Here is a 16946-nt window from a genome sequence, read left to right on the forward strand (position 1 = left end):
TGGTGCTGGTAATAGCGCCGGTTACCCCGGCGCTTCACCGGCTTGAGCTGGGTGAATTCCTGCTCCCAGTAGCGCAGGACGTGCGGTTTCACCGCACACAGTTCGCTGACCTCGCCAATCGTGAAATAGCGCTTCGCCGGAATAGGCGGCAGCGGGCCCGAGACGCCCTCGTTATGGCTGCTTGCTTGCATCGCTCAACTGCTCCACTGCCGCCTTCAGCTTCTGGCTGGCGTGAAAGGTTACGACTCGCCTGGCAGTGATCGGAATTTCTTCGCCGGTCTTCGGATTACGTCCCGGCCGCTGGGGCTTGTCCCGCAGCTGAAAATTGCCGAAGCCGGACAACTTCACCGACTCACCCTGCTCAAGAGCGAGCCGGATCTCTTCAAAGAAGCCTTCGACCATGTCCTTCGCCTCGCGCTTGTTCAGGCCAACCCGCTCGAAGAGCAGGTCGGCCAGTTCGGCCTTGGTCAACGTAGCGCTTATGTTCATTCGGTTATCCACGCAAACGAGCCCCGAGCGTAATGTCGGCGTGGCTGACGATGGCTGACATGGCTGCATCCACTTCCGAATCCTCGAGCGTGCGCTGAGTATCTTGCATCAACACACTGAAGGCAAGGCTCTTTTTCCCATCTTCGATGCCTTTGCCATGATAGACATCGAAGAGTTCGATCGCCTTGACGATGGCCGGAGCGGCCTCGCGCAAGACCTCGAGCACGCGCGCGACCGCGCAGGACTGATCGACGACGAGCGCCAAGTCACGAGTAACCGCAGGTTGGCGGGAAATCTCCTGGTAGGACGGCAGGCGCGCCGCCAGAGTCGCATCGAGCTCGAGTTCGAACGCGACGGGCGCCGAACCGAGTTCGTAACGCTGCACCCACACCGGATGCAGCTCACCGATCACGCCGATCTTGCGCCCCTCGAGCATCACGCTCGCAGCGCGCCCCGGATGCAGGGCCGGATGGACGACCGGCTCGAATGACAAGGCCTGCGGGATGAACAAGGCCTCAAGGTCGCCCTTAAGGTCGAAAAAATCGACCTGCCGCGCCTTCGCGCCCCACTGCACGGACAACGCCGGTCCGGCAGCCAGCGCCGCGACGCGGACCGGCTGGTGAAAACCACTGACCGGGGCGCCGTCAGCCTGACGCTCAAAGCAGCGCCCGACTTCGAAGACCCGCACGCGCTCCACCTGCCGCTTGCGGTTGGCAACGACGTTGGCGGCGAGCCCGGGAATCAGGCTCGAGCGCATCACGCTCATCTGACTGGCGATCGGGTTGGCAAGCCGGATCGGATCCGCGTTGGCACAGAAATCGCGTTCCCACGCCTCCTCGACGAAAGCGTAATTGACCACCTCCTGGTAGTCGCGAGCAGCGATCAGACGACGCACATCCCACACAGTCCGGGCGGATTCCGTGCGATCGAGCATCGCCAGAGAGCCCTTCGGCGGAAGCGCCGGAAGCGCGTCATAGCCATGCAGGCGGGCGATTTCCTCGACCAGATCTTCTTCGATCTCGATATCGAAGCGGAAGGACGGCGGCACGACCTGAAGTTCATCGCCTGCGCGCTGCACATCGAGATGCACGCCCTCGAGCAGCTTGACGATGGCGTCGTCGTCGAGATCGATGCCCAGCAGGCGGCGCGCACGGGCGGGGCGTAGACGAACCGCCTTGCGTACGGGCAGATGCCCCGGCGCCACGGCCTCGACGACCGCTCCGGCCTCTCCGCCACAGATATCAAGGATCAACCGGGTGGCACGCTCGATCGCGACGCCGGCGAGATTGAAATCGACGCCGCGCTCGAAACGGTGCGAGGCGTCAGACACGAAACCGTAGCTCCGTGCGCGACCCGCGATCGCGACGGGCGCGAAGAAGGCGCTTTCGAGGAACACGTCGGTCGTTTCCAGCGTGACACCACTTTCCTCGCCACCCATGATGCCGGCCAGCGCCAGCGCACGCGCCTCGTCGGCGATCAGCAGCGTATCGGCGTCCGGTGTGACGGTCTGCTCGTTGAGCAGCAACACCTGTTCGCCAGCACGCGGGAAGCGCACGTGAATCGCCCCCGAAAGGCGCGCGTTGTCGAACACGTGGAGCGGCTGCCCGAGTTCGAGCATGACGTAGTTGGTCACGTCGACGAGCGCACTGATCGAGCGCACGCCGCTACGCAGGAGGCGCTGTTTCATCCAGTCCGGCGTCACCGCCTTGGCGTTAACGCCATGCAGCACACGCCCGCAATAGCGCGGGCACGCGTCGGGCGCATCGAGAATGATGTCGCGACGCTCGTCGAGCGAGGGCGCGACGGTCTCGATCTGCGGCATGACGAGCGGCTGCCCGGTCAGGGCCGCCACTTCGCGGGCGACACCGGCGAGGCTCAGGCAGTCGGAGCGGTTCGGCGTGAGCTTGATCGTGAACAGCGTGTCGTCGAGCGCGAGGTAGTCGCGCACGTCGCAACCGACCGGCGCATCCGCCGGCAGCTCCAGCAAACCGCCGTGATCCTCGGACAGCCCCAGCTCGCGAGCCGAACAGAGCATGCCGAAGGATTCGACTCCGCGCAGCTTGGCCGCCTTGATCTCGAAGCCGGGAAGTTTCGCTCCGACGACAGCGCACGGAATCTTCATGCCAACTGCCGCATTGGGCGCGCCGCAGACGATCTGCAGCAAATCCCCCTGCCCCGCGTCGACCTTGCACAGCTTGAGCTTGTCGGCGTTCGGGTGCTTCTCGGCCTCGACGATCTGCGCCACGACGACGCCCGAGAACGCCGGGGCCACGGAGGCAGACTCTTCCACTTCGAGGCCGGACATCGTCAGCAGATGACCCAGCGCGTCGCTATCGAGCGGAGGATTGACGAAGCTCCGCAACCAGTGTTCCGAAAATTGCATGATTCGATTACCTGAATTGGCTCAAGAAGCGCAGATCGCCTTCGAAGAAGAGGCGCAGATCGTTGACGCCGTAGCGCAGCATCGTCAGCCGGTCCGGCCCCATGCCGAAGGCGAAGCCGGTATAGCGCTCGGGGTCGATGCCGCCGAAGCGCAGCACGTTCGGGTGCACCATCCCGCAGCCGGCGATCTCCAGCCAGCGCCCTTTCAGCGCGCCGCTCATGAAAGCGACGTCAATCTCGGCGCTCGGCTCGGTAAACGGGAAGAAGGAGGGGCGGAAGCGCACCTGCAGGTCTTCGGTCTCGAAGAATTTGCGCAGGAAGTCAGCGATCACCCCTTTGAGGTCGGCGAAGCTCACCGACTCGCCGACCCACAGGCCTTCGACCTGGTGGAACATCGGCGAATGCGTCGCATCCGAGTCGACGCGATAGACGCGACCGGGTGCAATGATCCGGATCTCGGGCATATTGCCCTGATCGGCATAGCGGGCCGCATGCTCGATCATCGTCCGGATCTGCACCGGACTGGTGTGCGTACGCAGCAGGACTTCGTTGTGGCCTTCGAGATAGAAGGTGTCGTGCATCGAACGCGCCGGATGGTTCTCCGGGGTGTTGAGCGCCGTGAAGTTGTGCCAGTCGGTCTCGATCTCGGGGCCGTCAGCGACAACGAAGCCGATTGAACGGAACAGGTTTTCAATGCGTTCCAGCGTGCGGCTCACCGGATGCAGGCCGCCGAGCGACGCGCCACGCCCGGGCAACGTGACGTCGAGCGCCTCAGCCGCGAGTTGCGCCTGCAAAGCCGCATCGCGCAAGGCCTGACGACGGGCTTCGAGTGCCGCCTCGATCGCATCCTTCGCGCGGTTGATATCGGCGCCTGCCGTACGACGCTCTTCCGGCGCCAGCTTGCCCAAACCCTTGAGGAGCTCGGTGAGTGCACCGGTCTTGCCGAGGTAACGTGCCTTGGTCTGTTCCAGCAAGACAGCGTCTGCCGCCGCCGCGAACTCGTCTTTGGCCTGTTGAACGAGTTGATCGAGCTTGTCCATTTGCCTGCCGTGGAAAATTCAGGAAAAAAAAAGGAGGCCAGGCCTCCTTTTTTCGTGCTGCGTTGTATTACGCAGCGAGTTTGGCCCGGGCCTGGTCCGCAAGTGCCGCGAACGCGGGCTTGTCGAACACTGCCAGATCGGCCAGCACCTTGCGGTCCACTTCGATCGCGGACTTCTTGAGACCGTTCATGAACGTGCTGTAGGTCAGACCGACTTCACGCGCAGCGGCGTTGATACGGGCGATCCACAGCGAACGGAACTGGCGCTTGCGCTGACGGCGGTCACGGTACGCGTATTGACCAGCCTTCATCACCGCCTGTTTGGCGATGCGGTATACGTTCTTGCGGCGGCCGCGGTAACCCTTGGCCTGATCAAGAACCTTCTTATGACGTGCGCGGGCGGTTACACCACGTTTAACTCTGGGCATGGCGGTTTCCTATCAAGCGTAAGGCAGCATGGCGCGGATCAGCTTCTCGTCGGCGGCGTGAACTTCCGTCATGCCGCGCAGCTGGCGCTTGCTCTTGGTGGTTTTCTTGGTAAGGATGTGGCGCTTGAACGCCTGGGACCGCTTGATCCCACCACTAGCGCGGACCTTGAACCGCTTGGCGGCTCCGCTCTTGGTTTTCATCTTGGGCATTGCTGACTCCAGATTTTTGAATGCTGTCAGGTAGCGTCGCCACGCGGCGCGTTTTCAACCTGACACCACTTGTTTTCCGGCGGGCGAACCCGCCGGGCCTTTTGCCTTCCACCCCGAGGGGCGAAAAGCAGAATTCTTTGCCGCTTAGCGGGCTTTCTTGGCCGGTGCAATCACCATGACCATCTGACGCCCTTCCATCTTGGGCATCTGCTCGACCTGACCGAGATCGGCCAGATCGGCTTTGACCCGCTCAAGCTGACGCAGGCCGAATTCCTGGTGCGCCATCTCGCGGCCACGGAAGCGCAAGGTCACCTTGCACTTGTCGCCTTCCTCGAGGAAGCGCTTCAGGTTGCGCAGCTTGATCTGGTAATCGTTCTCGTCAGTCGCAGGCCGGAGCTTGACCTCCTTCACCTGCACCTGCTTCTGCTTGAGCCTGGCTTCGTGGGCCTTCTTCTGCTCCTGATACTTGAACTTGCCGAAATCCATCACCCGGCACACGGGCGGTTGCGCCATCGGCGCGATCTCGACCAGATCCAGCCCCGCCTCCTCGGCGGCTTCCAGGGCGGCTCTCAGGGAAACAACACCGATCGGTTCACCTTCTTCACCGATCAGACGGACTTCGGGCGCGGTGATCTCGTCGTTGATCCGCTGCTTCTTTTCTTGAGCGATGGCCAGTTCTCCACGAATGCCAAAAAAATCAGATCGAGCCCGACCGCGCCGAAATTTCGCGCTGCCAACGCTCGATCAGTGTATCCAGGGTCATCTGGCCAAGATCCTGGCCGCCCCGGGCGCGCACGGCCACGAGGCCTGCAGCCTTTTCCTTCTCGCCGACGACGATCTGGTAGGGCAGCTTTTGCACGCTATGCTCGCGGATTTTATAGGTAATCTTCTCGTTACGCAAATCCGCCTCAACGCGGAACCCCGCCTGCTTCAAGCGCTTGGCGACATCCGCGGCATATTCCGACTGCCCTTCCGAGATATTCAGCACGACCGCATGCACGGGTGCGAGCCACAGGGGCAAGGCGCCGGCGAAGTGCTCGACCAGGATGCCGATGAAGCGCTCGAGCGAACCGAGGATCGCGCGATGGAGCATTACCGGGAATTTCTTGGCGTTGTCTTCGGCGACGTATTCGGCGCCGAGACGGACCGGCAGGTTGAAGTCGAGCTGCAGCGTACCGCACTGCCACACGCGATTCAGGCAATCCTTCAACGAGAACTCGATCTTCGGGCCGTAGAAAGCCCCCTCACCCGGCTGCAGTTCGTAGGCGAGCCCTTGTGCGTCGAGCGCGGAAGCGAGTGCCGCCTCGGCCGCATCCCACTGCTCGTCGGTTCCGACGCGCTTGTCGGGACGGGTCGACAGCTTGATCAGAATCTCGCTGAAGCCAAAGTCCGCATACACCTTCTGCAGCAGCTTAATGAAGTCCGCCGCCTCGACCTGCACTTGATCTTCCGCACAGAAGATGTGCGCGTCATCCTGCACGAAGTTGCGCACGCGCATGATGCCGTGCAGCGAGCCGGAGGGCTCATTGCGGTGACAGGAGCCGAACTCGGCCATGCGCAGCGGCAGGTCGCGGTAGCTCTTCAGGCCCTGGTTGAAGATCTGGATATGGCAGGGACAGTTCATCGGCTTGACGGCGTAGTCGTGCTTTTCCGACTGCGTCGTGAACATCAGGTCCGAGTACATGCCCCAATGGCCCGACTTTTCCCACAGCGTACGATCGACGATCTGCGGGGTCTTCACTTCCTGGTAGCCGTTTTCGAGGATCGTGCGGCGCATGTACTGCTCGACCTGCTGCCACAGCGTCCAGCCCTTGGCATGCCAGAACACCATGCCGGGCGCCTCTTCCTGCAGATGGAAGAGATCGAGCAGGCGGCCGAGCTTGCGGTGATCGCGCTTCTCGGCTTCTTCGAGCATGTGCAGGTAGCCGTCGAGGTCTTCCTTCTTCGCCCAGGCGGTGCCATAGACGCGCTGCAGCATCTCGTTCTTGGAGTCGCCGCGCCAGTATGCGCCGGCGAGCTTCGTAAGCTTGAAGACCTTGAGCTTGCCGGTCGAGGGGACGTGCGGGCCGCGGCACAGGTCGATGAAATCGCCCTGTCGGTACAGCGACACGTCCTCGGCCTGCGGAATCGACGCGATGATCTCGGCCTTGTAGTTCTCGCCCTGCGACTTGAAGAACTCGACGGCCTTGTCGCGCGGCCAGACTTCGCGGGCGACTGGGATCTCGCGTTTGGCGAGTTCGGCCATGCGCTTTTCGATCTTCTCGAGATCTTCCGGGGTGAAGGGGCGCTTGTACGAGAAATCGTAGTAGAAGCCGTTTTCGATCACCGGCCCGATCGTGACCTGCGCATCTGGGAAGAGCTCCTTGACGGCATGCGCGAGCAAGTGGGCGGTGGAGTGGCGGATGATATCGACGCCCTCTTCGCTCTTGTCGGTGATGATCGCGAGCGAGGCATCGCCTTCGATGGAGTGGGAGGCATCGACAAGACGGCCATCGACCTTGCCGGCCAGCGCGGCTTTGGCGAGACCGGCGCCGATTGACGCGGCGACTTCGAGCACGGTCACCGGATGATCGAAGCTGCGTACGGAACCGTCAGGAAGCGTGATGTTCGGCATGATCTCGAAGCCTCTGGCAAGTTTTCTGGAAAACGTGGACGAAAAAAAAGTGCGGACGGGCCGCACTTTTTTTCCTGGAGCACTACAGCGGAGCCCGATTTTTTAGTTTCCGGCTTCAGTAGTAGTTCGGAAGATCATCTTCCTGCTCCATACGTTGGTAGGCGCGATTGGACTCGAACCAACGACCCCCACCATGTCAAGGTGGTGCTCTAACCAGCTGAGCTACGCGCCTGCTAAGAGCTGCGCATTATAGGCGTGAATTTACGGCAGCGCAACAAGTTTCCGAAAATTCCTCCCGAATCAGTGGCTGGTACCCTCCGAGCGGGTGGTCTTGTTCCAGACGTTGTACTTGCCGACGGGCTTGTTCATCGGCAGGCGCTTCACTTCCTCGAGGGTGCGTGCGTCGTAGACGACGATCGCGCCATTCGTTTCGGAGAGGCTCGCGAGCGCGTAACGGCCGTCCCGCGTGAATTCGACGTGGGCGAGCGTCTGACCGGGAGGCGCCTTGAGTTCCTTGACGATTTCGAGCGTCTGCTTGTCGATCACCTGCAGGATGTTTTTCGCCTCGCGGCTCATCATCGAGTCGACGAAGGCGTAGCGGCTGTTCTCGTGACTGCGCAGGAAGAAGCCGGGGCCGCGTGTCGGGATGCGCTTGATGACGCTGAAGTCCTTGAGGTCGATGACGGTGACTTCGGCGGCCTTCAGGTTGGTGCTGGCCATGACGCGGCGGCCCTGCCAGTCCCAGGAAATGCCCGAGCCGAGGTGGGGCATGCCGTCGAGCGCAAGGTCGCCGATCTTGCGGCGGACATCGAGATTGACGACCTGGCCGACGCCTTCGCGCGAAGCGCCCAGCACGGTCGAGTAGTCCTGCGTGAAGAAGAAGTCATCCAGCGGATCGGCGAGCTCCGTGCGGCGCGGGTTGAGGTAACCGGGAACGAAGGCCCCTTCCTTGTATTTGTAATCGTGGATGAACCCGACGGGGATCTCTGCAGCCTTGGGGTCGAAGCTGATTTCCCAGACTTCCGGAACATCTTTCAATGCCGCGACGAAGCTCTTGCGCGGGGTCGCTTCATAAACCGCGGAGACGCGCGAGCTGATCTTGCCTTCACGGTCGGTGACAGCGATCGATTTCTGCAGCTTGAGATCGCCGTCCAGCAGCACGAGGGTGTGCGGCAGGTAGTTGGCGACAGCGACGTACCTGCCGTCGGGCGACACCGCGACGTTGCGCGTGTTGATCCCGGCGCGCACTTCGGTGACGACCTTGAGGTTCCACAGGTCATACTTCGTGATCCAGCCGTCGCGCGAGGCGAAGAAGACGTAGCGACCGTCCGCGGTGAATTTGGGCCCACCGTGCAGCGCATGCCTGCTTTGGAAGCGGTGGATCGGCTCGAGCTTGTCGCCGTCGAGCACTGAGACGTGATGGTCGCCCGTTTCGACGACGAGAAAGAGGTTCATCGGGTCGGCGTCGAAGACTGGTTTCGCAGGGAGGCTCGCGGGATCGACGTGCTCGATGCGGGACGTACGGATGTCTGCCTCGGTCCAACTCGGAGCGGGGACGACGGGAGTGTAGATCCAGGATACGAGTGCAGCGATCTGGTCCGCCGGAATCGTCGCGCTGAAGGCGGGCATCTGGGTCGCCGGGCGGCCGTCCCGGACGACTGCAAGGGCTTCGTCCTTGCGCAGGCGCGCGAGGTTTTCGGGCAGCAGGGCCGGGCCGGTGGCCCCCAGGCGGTCCGGGGCGTGACAGGCGGCACAGTGTTGCTGGTAGAGGGCGAGGATCCCGGCGGGGGCCTCTGCGGCGAGCGCCGGCATTGCTGACGCAAGGAGCAGGATGGCGACGGTCGCACGGGGAAGCGGGATGCGCATGGCGGGCCTCAGTGGAGCGGTCACGCGTGACGGTGCAGTGGGACGAAGGGGGTCGTGACGACACGCTCCGCGGCCTGAACGCCGATCTCGTCGTCGGTGAGATAGCAGCCGGGGTCTTCGGCCCACGCATCGCCGGTGATCTGCTGCGCCCGCACCCGGGAGCTGCCGTTGCAGATTTCGAGATGACGGCAGGCGCCGCAGCGGCCGGTGAGGACGCGTGGGTGCCGCTTGAGGCCGGCCATCAGTGGGTTCGAGAGGTCGCTCCAGATCGCGGAGAACGGCCGTTCGCGAACATTGCCGAGTGGCACGTGCCACCACATGGTGTCGGGATGGACGACGCCCAGATTGTCGATGTTCGCGACGTTCACGCCGCTGGCGTTGCCGCCCCACTGGACGAGCTTGGCGCGGATATGCTCGGCGCGCTCGGGGAAATGCCGTTGGACCCAGTGCAGCAAGTAGATGCCGTCGGCGTCGTTGTTGCCGGTGACGAAGTCCTTCTCGATACCCCGGTGATGCAGGTCGAGGCAGGTGTTGAAGAGCAGGTCCATTGCATCGCGCGTGGTCTGGTGGCGTGCGTCGTCAGCGCGATGCTTGTTGCCGCGACCGGCATAGTTGAGATGCGAGAAGTAGAACTTGTCGATCCGCTCCTCTTCGACGAGGCGCAGCAGCGCGGGCAGATCGTGGGCGTTATCCTCGGTCATCGTGTAGCGCACGCCGACCTTGATGCCGCGATCGAGGCACAGGCGGATGCCGGCGAGCGAAGCATCGAAGGCGCCTTCGCGGCGGCGGAATTTGTCGTGCGTCGCGCCGATACCGTCAAGGCTGACGCCGACGTAGTCGAAACCGGTGTCGGCGATCGCGTCGATGTTCGCGGCGTCAATCAGCGTGCCGTTGCTGGAGAGGCCGACGTAGAAGCCCATGTCCTTGGCGCGTCGACCGATCTCGAAGATGTCCGGGCGCAGCAGGGGTTCTCCGCCGGAAAGGATCAGCACGGGCACGCGGAAGGCCTTGAGGTCGTCCATGACGCGGAAAACTTCGGTGGTCGAGAGTTCTCCAGCGAAATCGGTGTCGGCGGATATCGAGTAGCAGTGCTTGCAGGTGAGATTGCAGCGGCGGATCAGGTTCCAGATGACGACCGGGCCTGGAGGGTTGCGGCGCGGGCCAGCGGGGGTCGGTTGGTCGATTTCGCGGATGAAGCTGGAGATGCGGAACATGAGGAGTACCTCCCTATTCCTTGTGATTAGAGCTCGGAGCGGTCTAGGGAAAAATGACGCTTATCAAGGATGACCGTCTCGCCGATTTGAAGGCCTTGCCCATGACTGCCCGCCGCCGCTTCGGGGTGTTCCACGCTCGTTGGCGCGAGCGGACGCCTCGGCATGAAACACCCCGGAGCGGGGGCTGCGTCCTGCTGGCCTCTTAGCCTCATTCTTTGGAGCCGATTCTCAGGCCCGTCTTTTTCAGGATGGCGGACGAGAACAGGACGTCACGGACGCGACAGGCGCGGGGAAAGCGGATGTCGAGCCGGGCGGCGATCTCTTCGAGTTGGGCTCGCACGTCCTCATGGCTGCGGCCGTGTAGCATGGCAAAGAGGTTGTAGGGCCATTCCGGCAGTCGACGCGGACGACGGTAGCAGTGGGTCACCGCGTCCAGCGAGCCGAGCCATTCACCGACGGGGTCGACCGCATCGTCGGCAATGTCCCAAACCGTCATGCCGTTGGCGGTGTAGCCGATCGCGTAGTGATTCGGTACCGCGCCGATGCGACGGATCAGGCCTCCGTCGAGCATCTGCTGCACGCGCACGAGCAGTTCGTCGGCGGGGATGCCGATCTGTTCGGCGACCGCCGCCCAGGGATCGGCGACGAGGGGCAGGCCCGCTTGCGTCGCGACGATGATGCGTCGATCGAGGTCCTCGGCAGGTGTGTCGCTCATGCTTTCAGCTTCATCTCGACGAAGTATTCGCGTTCCTTCGGGAACAGGAAGACGGGAAGGCCGGTTGCGGTCTCGATGCGTGCGGCGCAGTCGGCGATGGCTTCGCGCCGCTCGGTGGCGAGCACGAACCACATGTTGAGGGCGTGTTCGCGGCGGTAGTTGTGGGCGACTTCGGAGAAGCCGTTGACCTTCGCTGCGACGCATTCGAAGTCGGCCTCGGGCACGCGCATCGCGGCCAGGCAGAACGCGCCGCCGATGCGTTCGACCTGGAACATGGGACCGAAACGGGTCAGCACCCGCTCGTCGAGCATGCGTCGCAAGCGCGCGAGCACCTCGCCCTCGCCGAGCCCGAGACGCGCGCCGACTTCGGCGAAGGGGCGCCGGGCCAGCGGGAAATCACCCTGCAGCGCATTGATCAGTGCGCGGTCGATGTCGTCGAGTTCGTGCGAGCCTCCTGACGCCATTTCGCTCATGTATCGCCCTCCCTGAGGTAGCACGCGCCCTGCTGTTTGAAGCGGCGGGTGCTGAAGAGCACTTCGTGCGGCCAGTGGTCGAGGCCCAGGCGCTGCGCGAGTTCGTCGCGCGTTGCCTGGACCGCTTCGCGGCTACGGCCATGGATCATGCAAAAGAGGTTGTAAGGCCAGTCCGGAAGCGCGCGCCGACGTCGGTAGCAGAGGGTCACGGCGGGCTCGCCAGCGAGTAGACGGCCGATGCGGCGGACCTCGTCGTCGGGAACGTCCCATACGCACATGGCGTTCGCGCGAAAACCCAGTTCATGATGACGAACGATGACGCCGAAGCGTTTGATGATTCCGTCGGAGAGCCAGCGCTCGATGAGTTCGATCGTCATGCCTTCGGCGAGCTCGACGCTGCGCCCCAGCGCCTCGAAGGGCCGGGCGACGAGCGGCAGGCCGCCCTGCAGTGCGTGCATCAGCCTGCGTTCAAGACCGGGGAGCGCGCAGGCAGCCTCCTCGCTCGCTGCGGGTATCGCGGGGGCCGCACAGGACGTGACGCGAGGCGCCCCGGCGAGATCGAAACCAAGGTCGATATGGAATTCTTCCTCGAGTGGCAACACGATGACGCGACAACCGGTGTCGCATTCGATCGCCGCGACGACCTCATGCAAGCGTTGCGCGGACGCTGCCGTGACGACGAACCACAAGTCGAAGTCGTGCTCGCGCTGGTAGTTATGATTGACCTCGGCGAAATCGCTGACGCGCCCAGCGATGACCTGCAGCCAGCCTTTGGGCGCGGACAGTGCAGCCAACGCGCTCGCGCCGACACGTCGTGGCGCGAACACCGGTCCGACGCGGCTGACCACGCCTGAGGCGCGCCACGCCTGCAAGGCGGCCAACACTTCGCTCTCCCTCAGGCCGCATTCTTCGCCGATCGCAGCGAAGGGCTCGGGGACGAGCGGAAAGCCGCGCTGATATTCGTTCAACAGGCGAAAGGTGCCGGCTCCCGCCCCGGAGCCCGCAGGGTCCAGACCAGCCAGATCGATAGCGTGCGCGCCATGGCACGACATTCTAGAACCCGGTGCGGAAAGCGCGGCTCGTGAAGAAGATGCCGCTGGGACTCGCGGCTGGCAGTTCGGCAAGTTTCTGCCGCGAGCGCGTATCGTAGATCAGCACCTTATCGTCGTCGCGCGCGGACACCCATACGGCCTCGCCGCGCGGCGTGAATTCAAGATGCAAGATCGCGCGACCGGGCTGGAAGGTATCGATCGAACGGTTGGTCATTGTGTCGATGACCTGCATCCAACCGTTATCTGGGAAGGCGAAGTTCACCCACACCTCGCGGCCGTCGGGACGCGCCATCACGAACACCGGCTGACTCTTGACGGGAATACGAGCGACCTCCTGCCAAGTCGCCAGATCGACCACCAGCACCTCATGGCGGCCGATCGCCGGGAGATAGGCACGCCCCCCCGCGACCGCCCAGCCGCGCAAGTGTGGCATCTTGTAGACGGGCAGCGCCTGCTCGCCTCGGCCGTAGCCGGGCAGGATTGTGCGCACGCCCTGCTCCGGCCGCCACAGGTCGAGCATCGACAGCCCGTCCTCGCCGAAGAGTCCGGCGATGAAATAACGCCCGTCCGGCGTGACGAGCGCGTCGTACGGCTGCTTGCCCGCCGGGTAGCGCTCGGTTTTCGGATGGCGAGGATCGGACAGATCGGTGACGCGGATCTCATTGGCGTCGAAGAGCGCGTAAGCGAAGCGGTTGCCCGGCAAGTCCGCCAAGCCGACGACCTTCGATGCCTTGCCCTCCGTGCCGTAGCTTGCCGGCACGTCAGCGACGAGCTCCAGCGTCTCAGCGTCGAAAGCCTTGATGCCGCCGGGTTCGTAGTTCTGCGCGACGACGAGTCGGCCGTCCTGCGAGATCGCACCACCAATCGAATTACCCGCCTGCATCACGCGCCGGGCGATCGTCGCGGTCAGCAGATCGACCTTCGTCAGACCGCCGTCGCGACCGAATACGTACGCGTAGCGCCCGTCTCGCGAAAAGACGACCGAAGCGTGCGACAGGTCACCCAAGCCCGACACCTGCGCGACGCGGCTGCGCCCCGAGGTCTCGACGACCTGAATCTGGCCGCTCGCGCGCTCGATGATGACGCCGAGATCGCCGGTGCCGCGAACGGACGGCGCGGGCGCCGTCGAGCACGCGGCCACCAGCAAAGCGGGCAGCGTGACCTGCACAAGGGTCATCAGTCTGCGAAACATTGCTTTCCTCACCCTATTCATTGTCCGGCCGCACCCGGATCGGACGGAAACCCTTCGATCAGCCGCTCGACGATCCACACGGCCTCGCCCTCACTGACGATGCCGCGAAACGGCGGCATCGGCGTGCCTGGACGGCCGCCCGAGATCGATGCAACGAGGCCTTCGCGGGGGCGCTCACGCAGCGCCGCCGGAGTCAGTGCCGGACCGAGTCCTCCCTGCAGTGTCAGCCCATGGCAGGACCCGCAATCCTGGCGCACCATATGCACGAGTTCGCGCTGACGGCGTCCATCGGGAACATTCGATTGCGCGCCCGCCTGCACGGCCATCAGGGCCAAGCAGGCCGCCATCGCGCGTGATCGCCAATCAGACACCTTGCCTCCCTCGCCGAACAAACCCTCGGCCCATGTTCCGCATCATGCCGTCGGCAAGCCGTCGGCGCATGTTGAAGTATCCGCCGGCATAGATCCCGCGCTCCTTGATATCGGTTAATTTCCCGTACGGCATGAAGGGATAAAGTGGCGATGGAAAAATTCATACGCGCTAACGAACCCGCCCGGGTCAAGGCCCGGCATCATCGGAGATCGAGCCATGAGCACTCAAACGACCGCTCCCACCGCTACGGGCCGGGTTTACCTCGTTGGCGCCGGGCCCGGCGACGCGGAATTGCTGACGATGAAGGCGGCGCGCCTGATCGCCAAAGCAAGGGTCGTCGTCTATGACCATCTGGTCGGCGCCGAGGTCGTCGCCCTGGTGAATCCGGCCGCGCGGATGATCTATGCCGGCAAGGAAGCCGGCAACCATGCCTTGCCGCAGGACCAGATCAACGACCTGCTGGTCGAACTGGCGAGCACCGGTCACGACGTCGTGCGCCTCAAGGGCGGCGACCCCTTCATGTTCGGCCGCGGGGGAGAGGAAATGGAAGCGCTGCTCGCACGCGGCATCGCTTGCGAAATCGTTCCCGGGATCACGGCCGCGTGCGGCATTGCGGCCTGTACCGGCATCCCCCTCACCCATCGCGAACATGCGCGCTCGGTTGTCTTCGCGACCGGTCACCTGAAGGACGGCACAGTCGACCTCGACTGGCCTGCCCTCGCCCGCCCCCATCAGACCGTCGTGATCTATATGGGACTCGGCGCGCTCGACATCATCTGCCGCGAACTCGTCGCTCACGGCCTGCCGGGGGACACTCCGGCAGCGGTCATCCATGCCGGCACAACGCCCGAGCAGATCGTTCTCGCAGAACGCCTCGACCGATTGGCTGAGGTCGTCCGTCGCGACCGCATTCGATCCCCGGCGCTGATCATGGTCGGATCCGTCGTGTCGCTCTATGGTTCGCAGCCTGCCGCCGCACCGGAAGCAGCCTGCGTTTATTGATGCATTCTGTGTATGCATCGACGGTGCGAGCAAAAACCCCAATTTGATCGAGGTTAAGGATTCCGGAGCGCATGAAGATCACGCTTTGTATTCAGCGGATGTTTCCGCACCCAATTTTTCATGAAGGGAGATCAATCATGAGTAAGCACGGGAAATGGCTGTCCGGAGCGATGCTGCTTGCCAGCCTGCCGCTGGCGATTTCGCACGCCTTCGCGGAAGAAGCGAAGCACGTGGACGATACCGAGCTCAAGTACCAGGCGGGCGGCTCCCCGCTCGCCGACGTTGACCTGTACAAGGACAGCAACCCCGACGCGCCCAAGATGAGCAAGGCCGAGTTCGACAAGGCACGCAACATCTACTTCCAGCGCTGCGCCGGCTGCCACGGCGTGCTGCGCAAGGGTGCCACCGGCAAACCGCTGACGCCCGACATCACACTCAATCGCGGCTCCGAATACCTGAAAGTCTTCATCAAGTACGGGTCGCCCGCCGGCATGCCAAACTGGGGCACCTCGGGCGAACTGACCGATGAAGAAGTCGACCTGATGGCTCGCTACGTCCAGCAGACGCCCCCGCAACCGCCCGAGTTCGGCATGGCGGACATGAAGTCGACGTGGAAGGTCATCATCCCGCCGGAGCAGCGCCCGACGAAGAAGATGAACAACTACAACATCGCCAACATCTTCTCGACCACGCTACGCGACAGCGGCGAGATCGCACTGATCGACGGCGACACCAAGAAGATCATCAACATCATCAAGACCGGCTACGCGGTACACATCTCCCGTATTTCCGCCTCGGGCCGCTATCTCTTCGTGATCGGCCGCGATGCGCGCGTCAACATGGTCGACTTGTGGATGGAAAAACCCGACAACGTCGCCGAGATCCGCATCGGCCTTGAAGCGCGCTCGGTCGACACCTCCAAGTTCAAAGGTTACGAAGACAAGCTCGCGATCGCCGGCGCCTACTGGCCGCCGCAGTTCGTCATCATGAACGGCGACACGCTCGAGCCGCTGAAAATCGTCTCGACGCGCGGCATGACCGTTGATACGCAGGAATACCACCCCGAACCGCGTGTCGCCTCCATCGTCGCCTCGCACTACAAGCCTGAATTCCTCGTGAACGTCAAGGAAACCGGCAAGACCCTGATGGTCGACTACTCCGACATCAAGAACCTGAAGATGACCGAGATCGGCTCGGCCCGCTTCCTGCACGACGGCGGCTGGGACCTGTCGAAGCGTTACTTCATGGTCGCCGCCAACCAGTCGAACAAGATCGCCGCCATCGATGCCAAGGAAGACAAACTCGCCGCCATCGTCGATGTCGGCAAGATTCCGCACCCCGGCCGCGGCGCGAACTTCGTCCATCCGAAGTACGGCCCGGTGTGGGCAACGGGCCACCTCGGCGACGACTCGATCGCGCTCGTCGGCACCGACCCGGAAAAGCACAAGCAGTACGCCTGGAAGATGGTCGACACCCTGAAGAGCCAGGGTGGCGGATCGCTGTTCATCAAGACCCACCCGAAGTCGAACCACCTGTATGTCGACAATCCGCTGCACCCCGAAGCGAAAGTCAGCCAATCGGTGGCCGTGTATGACCTCAAGAACCTGCAAGCGGGGTTCAAGGTCCTGCCGATCGGCGAGTGGGCGGACCTCAAGGACGACGGCGCAAAACGCGTCGTTCAGCCGGAATACAACAAGAACGGCGACGAAGTGTGGTTCTCGGTTTGGTCGGCGAAGAACAAGGAGGCCGCGATCGTCGTCGTCGACGACAAGACGCTGCAGCTGAAGACCGTGATCAAGGATCCGAAGCTGATCACTCCGACCGGCCACTTCAACGTCTACAACACACAGCACGACGTGTACTGACCGCCAGGAGGCGGCAACACGCCGCCGACCGGT

At 63.3% G+C, this 16946-nt stretch carries 17 protein-coding genes and 1 tRNA gene; 2 read left to right on the plus strand and 16 right to left on the minus strand.

Annotated features, from left to right (window positions below):
- The 16 genes from VJ673_RS00535 to VJ673_RS00610 form a co-directional block, all read right to left on the minus strand.
- Window positions 1-191: MerR family transcriptional regulator (locus VJ673_RS00535; protein ID WP_324124051.1), on the minus strand; the 191-nt coding region annotated here is incomplete at its 3' end.
- On the minus strand, window positions 172-483 hold the full coding sequence (locus tag VJ673_RS00540) for an integration host factor subunit alpha (protein WP_041657488.1): 312 nt from the start codon (window positions 481-483) through the stop codon (window positions 172-174). The genes VJ673_RS00540 and VJ673_RS00535, both read right to left, overlap by 20 nt.
- Before the next feature lie 10 nt (window positions 484-493).
- The gene (gene pheT, locus VJ673_RS00545; protein WP_324124052.1) at window positions 494-2872 is read right to left on the minus strand and encodes a phenylalanine--tRNA ligase subunit beta; all 2379 of its coding nucleotides are present in this window, start codon (window positions 2870-2872) and stop codon (window positions 494-496) included.
- Window positions 2873-2879: 7 nt separating this feature from the next.
- Window positions 2880-3911 (minus strand): phenylalanine--tRNA ligase subunit alpha, encoded by a 1032-nt coding sequence (pheS, locus tag VJ673_RS00550; RefSeq protein WP_324124053.1) that lies wholly within the window; start codon window positions 3909-3911, stop codon window positions 2880-2882.
- A 67-nt stretch (window positions 3912-3978) separates the two neighbouring features.
- Complete coding sequence (gene rplT, locus VJ673_RS00555) at window positions 3979-4338, minus strand: 50S ribosomal protein L20 (RefSeq protein WP_015437123.1); 360 nt, start codon at window positions 4336-4338, stop codon at window positions 3979-3981.
- Between the two features lie 12 nt (window positions 4339-4350).
- Window positions 4351-4548: a 50S ribosomal protein L35 gene (gene rpmI, locus VJ673_RS00560; protein WP_015437124.1), complete on the minus strand. Its 198-nt coding sequence runs from the start codon at window positions 4546-4548 to the stop codon at window positions 4351-4353.
- A gap of 144 nt (window positions 4549-4692) precedes the next feature.
- On the minus strand, window positions 4693-5235 hold the full coding sequence (gene infC, locus VJ673_RS00565; protein ID WP_324124064.1) for a translation initiation factor IF-3: 543 nt from the start codon (window positions 5233-5235) through the stop codon (window positions 4693-4695).
- A 10-nt stretch (window positions 5236-5245) separates the two neighbouring features.
- The gene (thrS, locus tag VJ673_RS00570) at window positions 5246-7162 is read right to left on the minus strand and encodes a threonine--tRNA ligase (RefSeq protein WP_324124054.1); all 1917 of its coding nucleotides are present in this window, start codon (window positions 7160-7162) and stop codon (window positions 5246-5248) included.
- A 155-nt stretch (window positions 7163-7317) separates the two neighbouring features.
- Window positions 7318-7394 (minus strand) — tRNA-Val (locus tag VJ673_RS00575).
- 68 nt (window positions 7395-7462) lie between these two features.
- Window positions 7463-9028: a cytochrome D1 domain-containing protein gene (locus tag VJ673_RS00580; RefSeq protein ID WP_324124055.1), complete on the minus strand. Its 1566-nt coding sequence runs from the start codon at window positions 9026-9028 to the stop codon at window positions 7463-7465.
- A 20-nt stretch (window positions 9029-9048) separates the two neighbouring features.
- On the minus strand, window positions 9049-10242 hold the full coding sequence (gene nirJ / locus VJ673_RS00585; protein ID WP_324124056.1) for a heme d1 biosynthesis radical SAM protein NirJ: 1194 nt from the start codon (window positions 10240-10242) through the stop codon (window positions 9049-9051).
- A gap of 208 nt (window positions 10243-10450) precedes the next feature.
- On the minus strand, window positions 10451-10957 hold the full coding sequence (ahbB, locus tag VJ673_RS00590; RefSeq protein WP_324124057.1) for a siroheme decarboxylase subunit beta: 507 nt from the start codon (window positions 10955-10957) through the stop codon (window positions 10451-10453).
- Window positions 10954-11430 (minus strand): Lrp/AsnC family transcriptional regulator, encoded by a 477-nt coding sequence (locus tag VJ673_RS00595; protein WP_324124058.1) that lies wholly within the window; start codon window positions 11428-11430, stop codon window positions 10954-10956. Before VJ673_RS00595 ends, ahbB (VJ673_RS00590) begins: the two co-directional genes overlap by 4 nt.
- Window positions 11427-12482, minus strand: coding sequence for a siroheme decarboxylase subunit beta (ahbB, locus tag VJ673_RS00600; RefSeq protein WP_414635614.1), 1056 nt, complete (start codon window positions 12480-12482; stop codon window positions 11427-11429). The genes VJ673_RS00595 and ahbB (VJ673_RS00600) overlap by 4 nt, the downstream gene beginning before the upstream one ends.
- 1 nt (window position 12483) lies before the next feature.
- On the minus strand, window positions 12484-13674 hold the full coding sequence (locus VJ673_RS00605) for a cytochrome D1 domain-containing protein (RefSeq protein WP_324124060.1): 1191 nt from the start codon (window positions 13672-13674) through the stop codon (window positions 12484-12486).
- A gap of 17 nt (window positions 13675-13691) precedes the next feature.
- The gene (locus VJ673_RS00610) at window positions 13692-14021 is read right to left on the minus strand and encodes a c-type cytochrome (RefSeq protein ID WP_414635615.1); all 330 of its coding nucleotides are present in this window, start codon (window positions 14019-14021) and stop codon (window positions 13692-13694) included.
- A gap of 241 nt (window positions 14022-14262) precedes the next feature.
- On the opposite strand from VJ673_RS00610, the gene cobA reads away from it, so the two are divergent.
- Window positions 14263-15048, plus strand: a complete 786-nt coding sequence (gene cobA, locus VJ673_RS00615; RefSeq protein ID WP_324124061.1) for a uroporphyrinogen-III C-methyltransferase — start codon at window positions 14263-14265, stop codon at window positions 15046-15048.
- Between the two features lie 137 nt (window positions 15049-15185).
- Window positions 15186-16913: a cytochrome D1 domain-containing protein gene (locus VJ673_RS00620; RefSeq protein WP_324124063.1), complete on the plus strand. Its 1728-nt coding sequence runs from the start codon at window positions 15186-15188 to the stop codon at window positions 16911-16913.
- Window positions 16914-16946 lie beyond the last annotated feature (33 nt).

Source organism: Aromatoleum sp. (genome assembly GCF_035254505.1).
GTDB lineage: Bacteria > Pseudomonadota > Gammaproteobacteria > Burkholderiales > Rhodocyclaceae > Aromatoleum.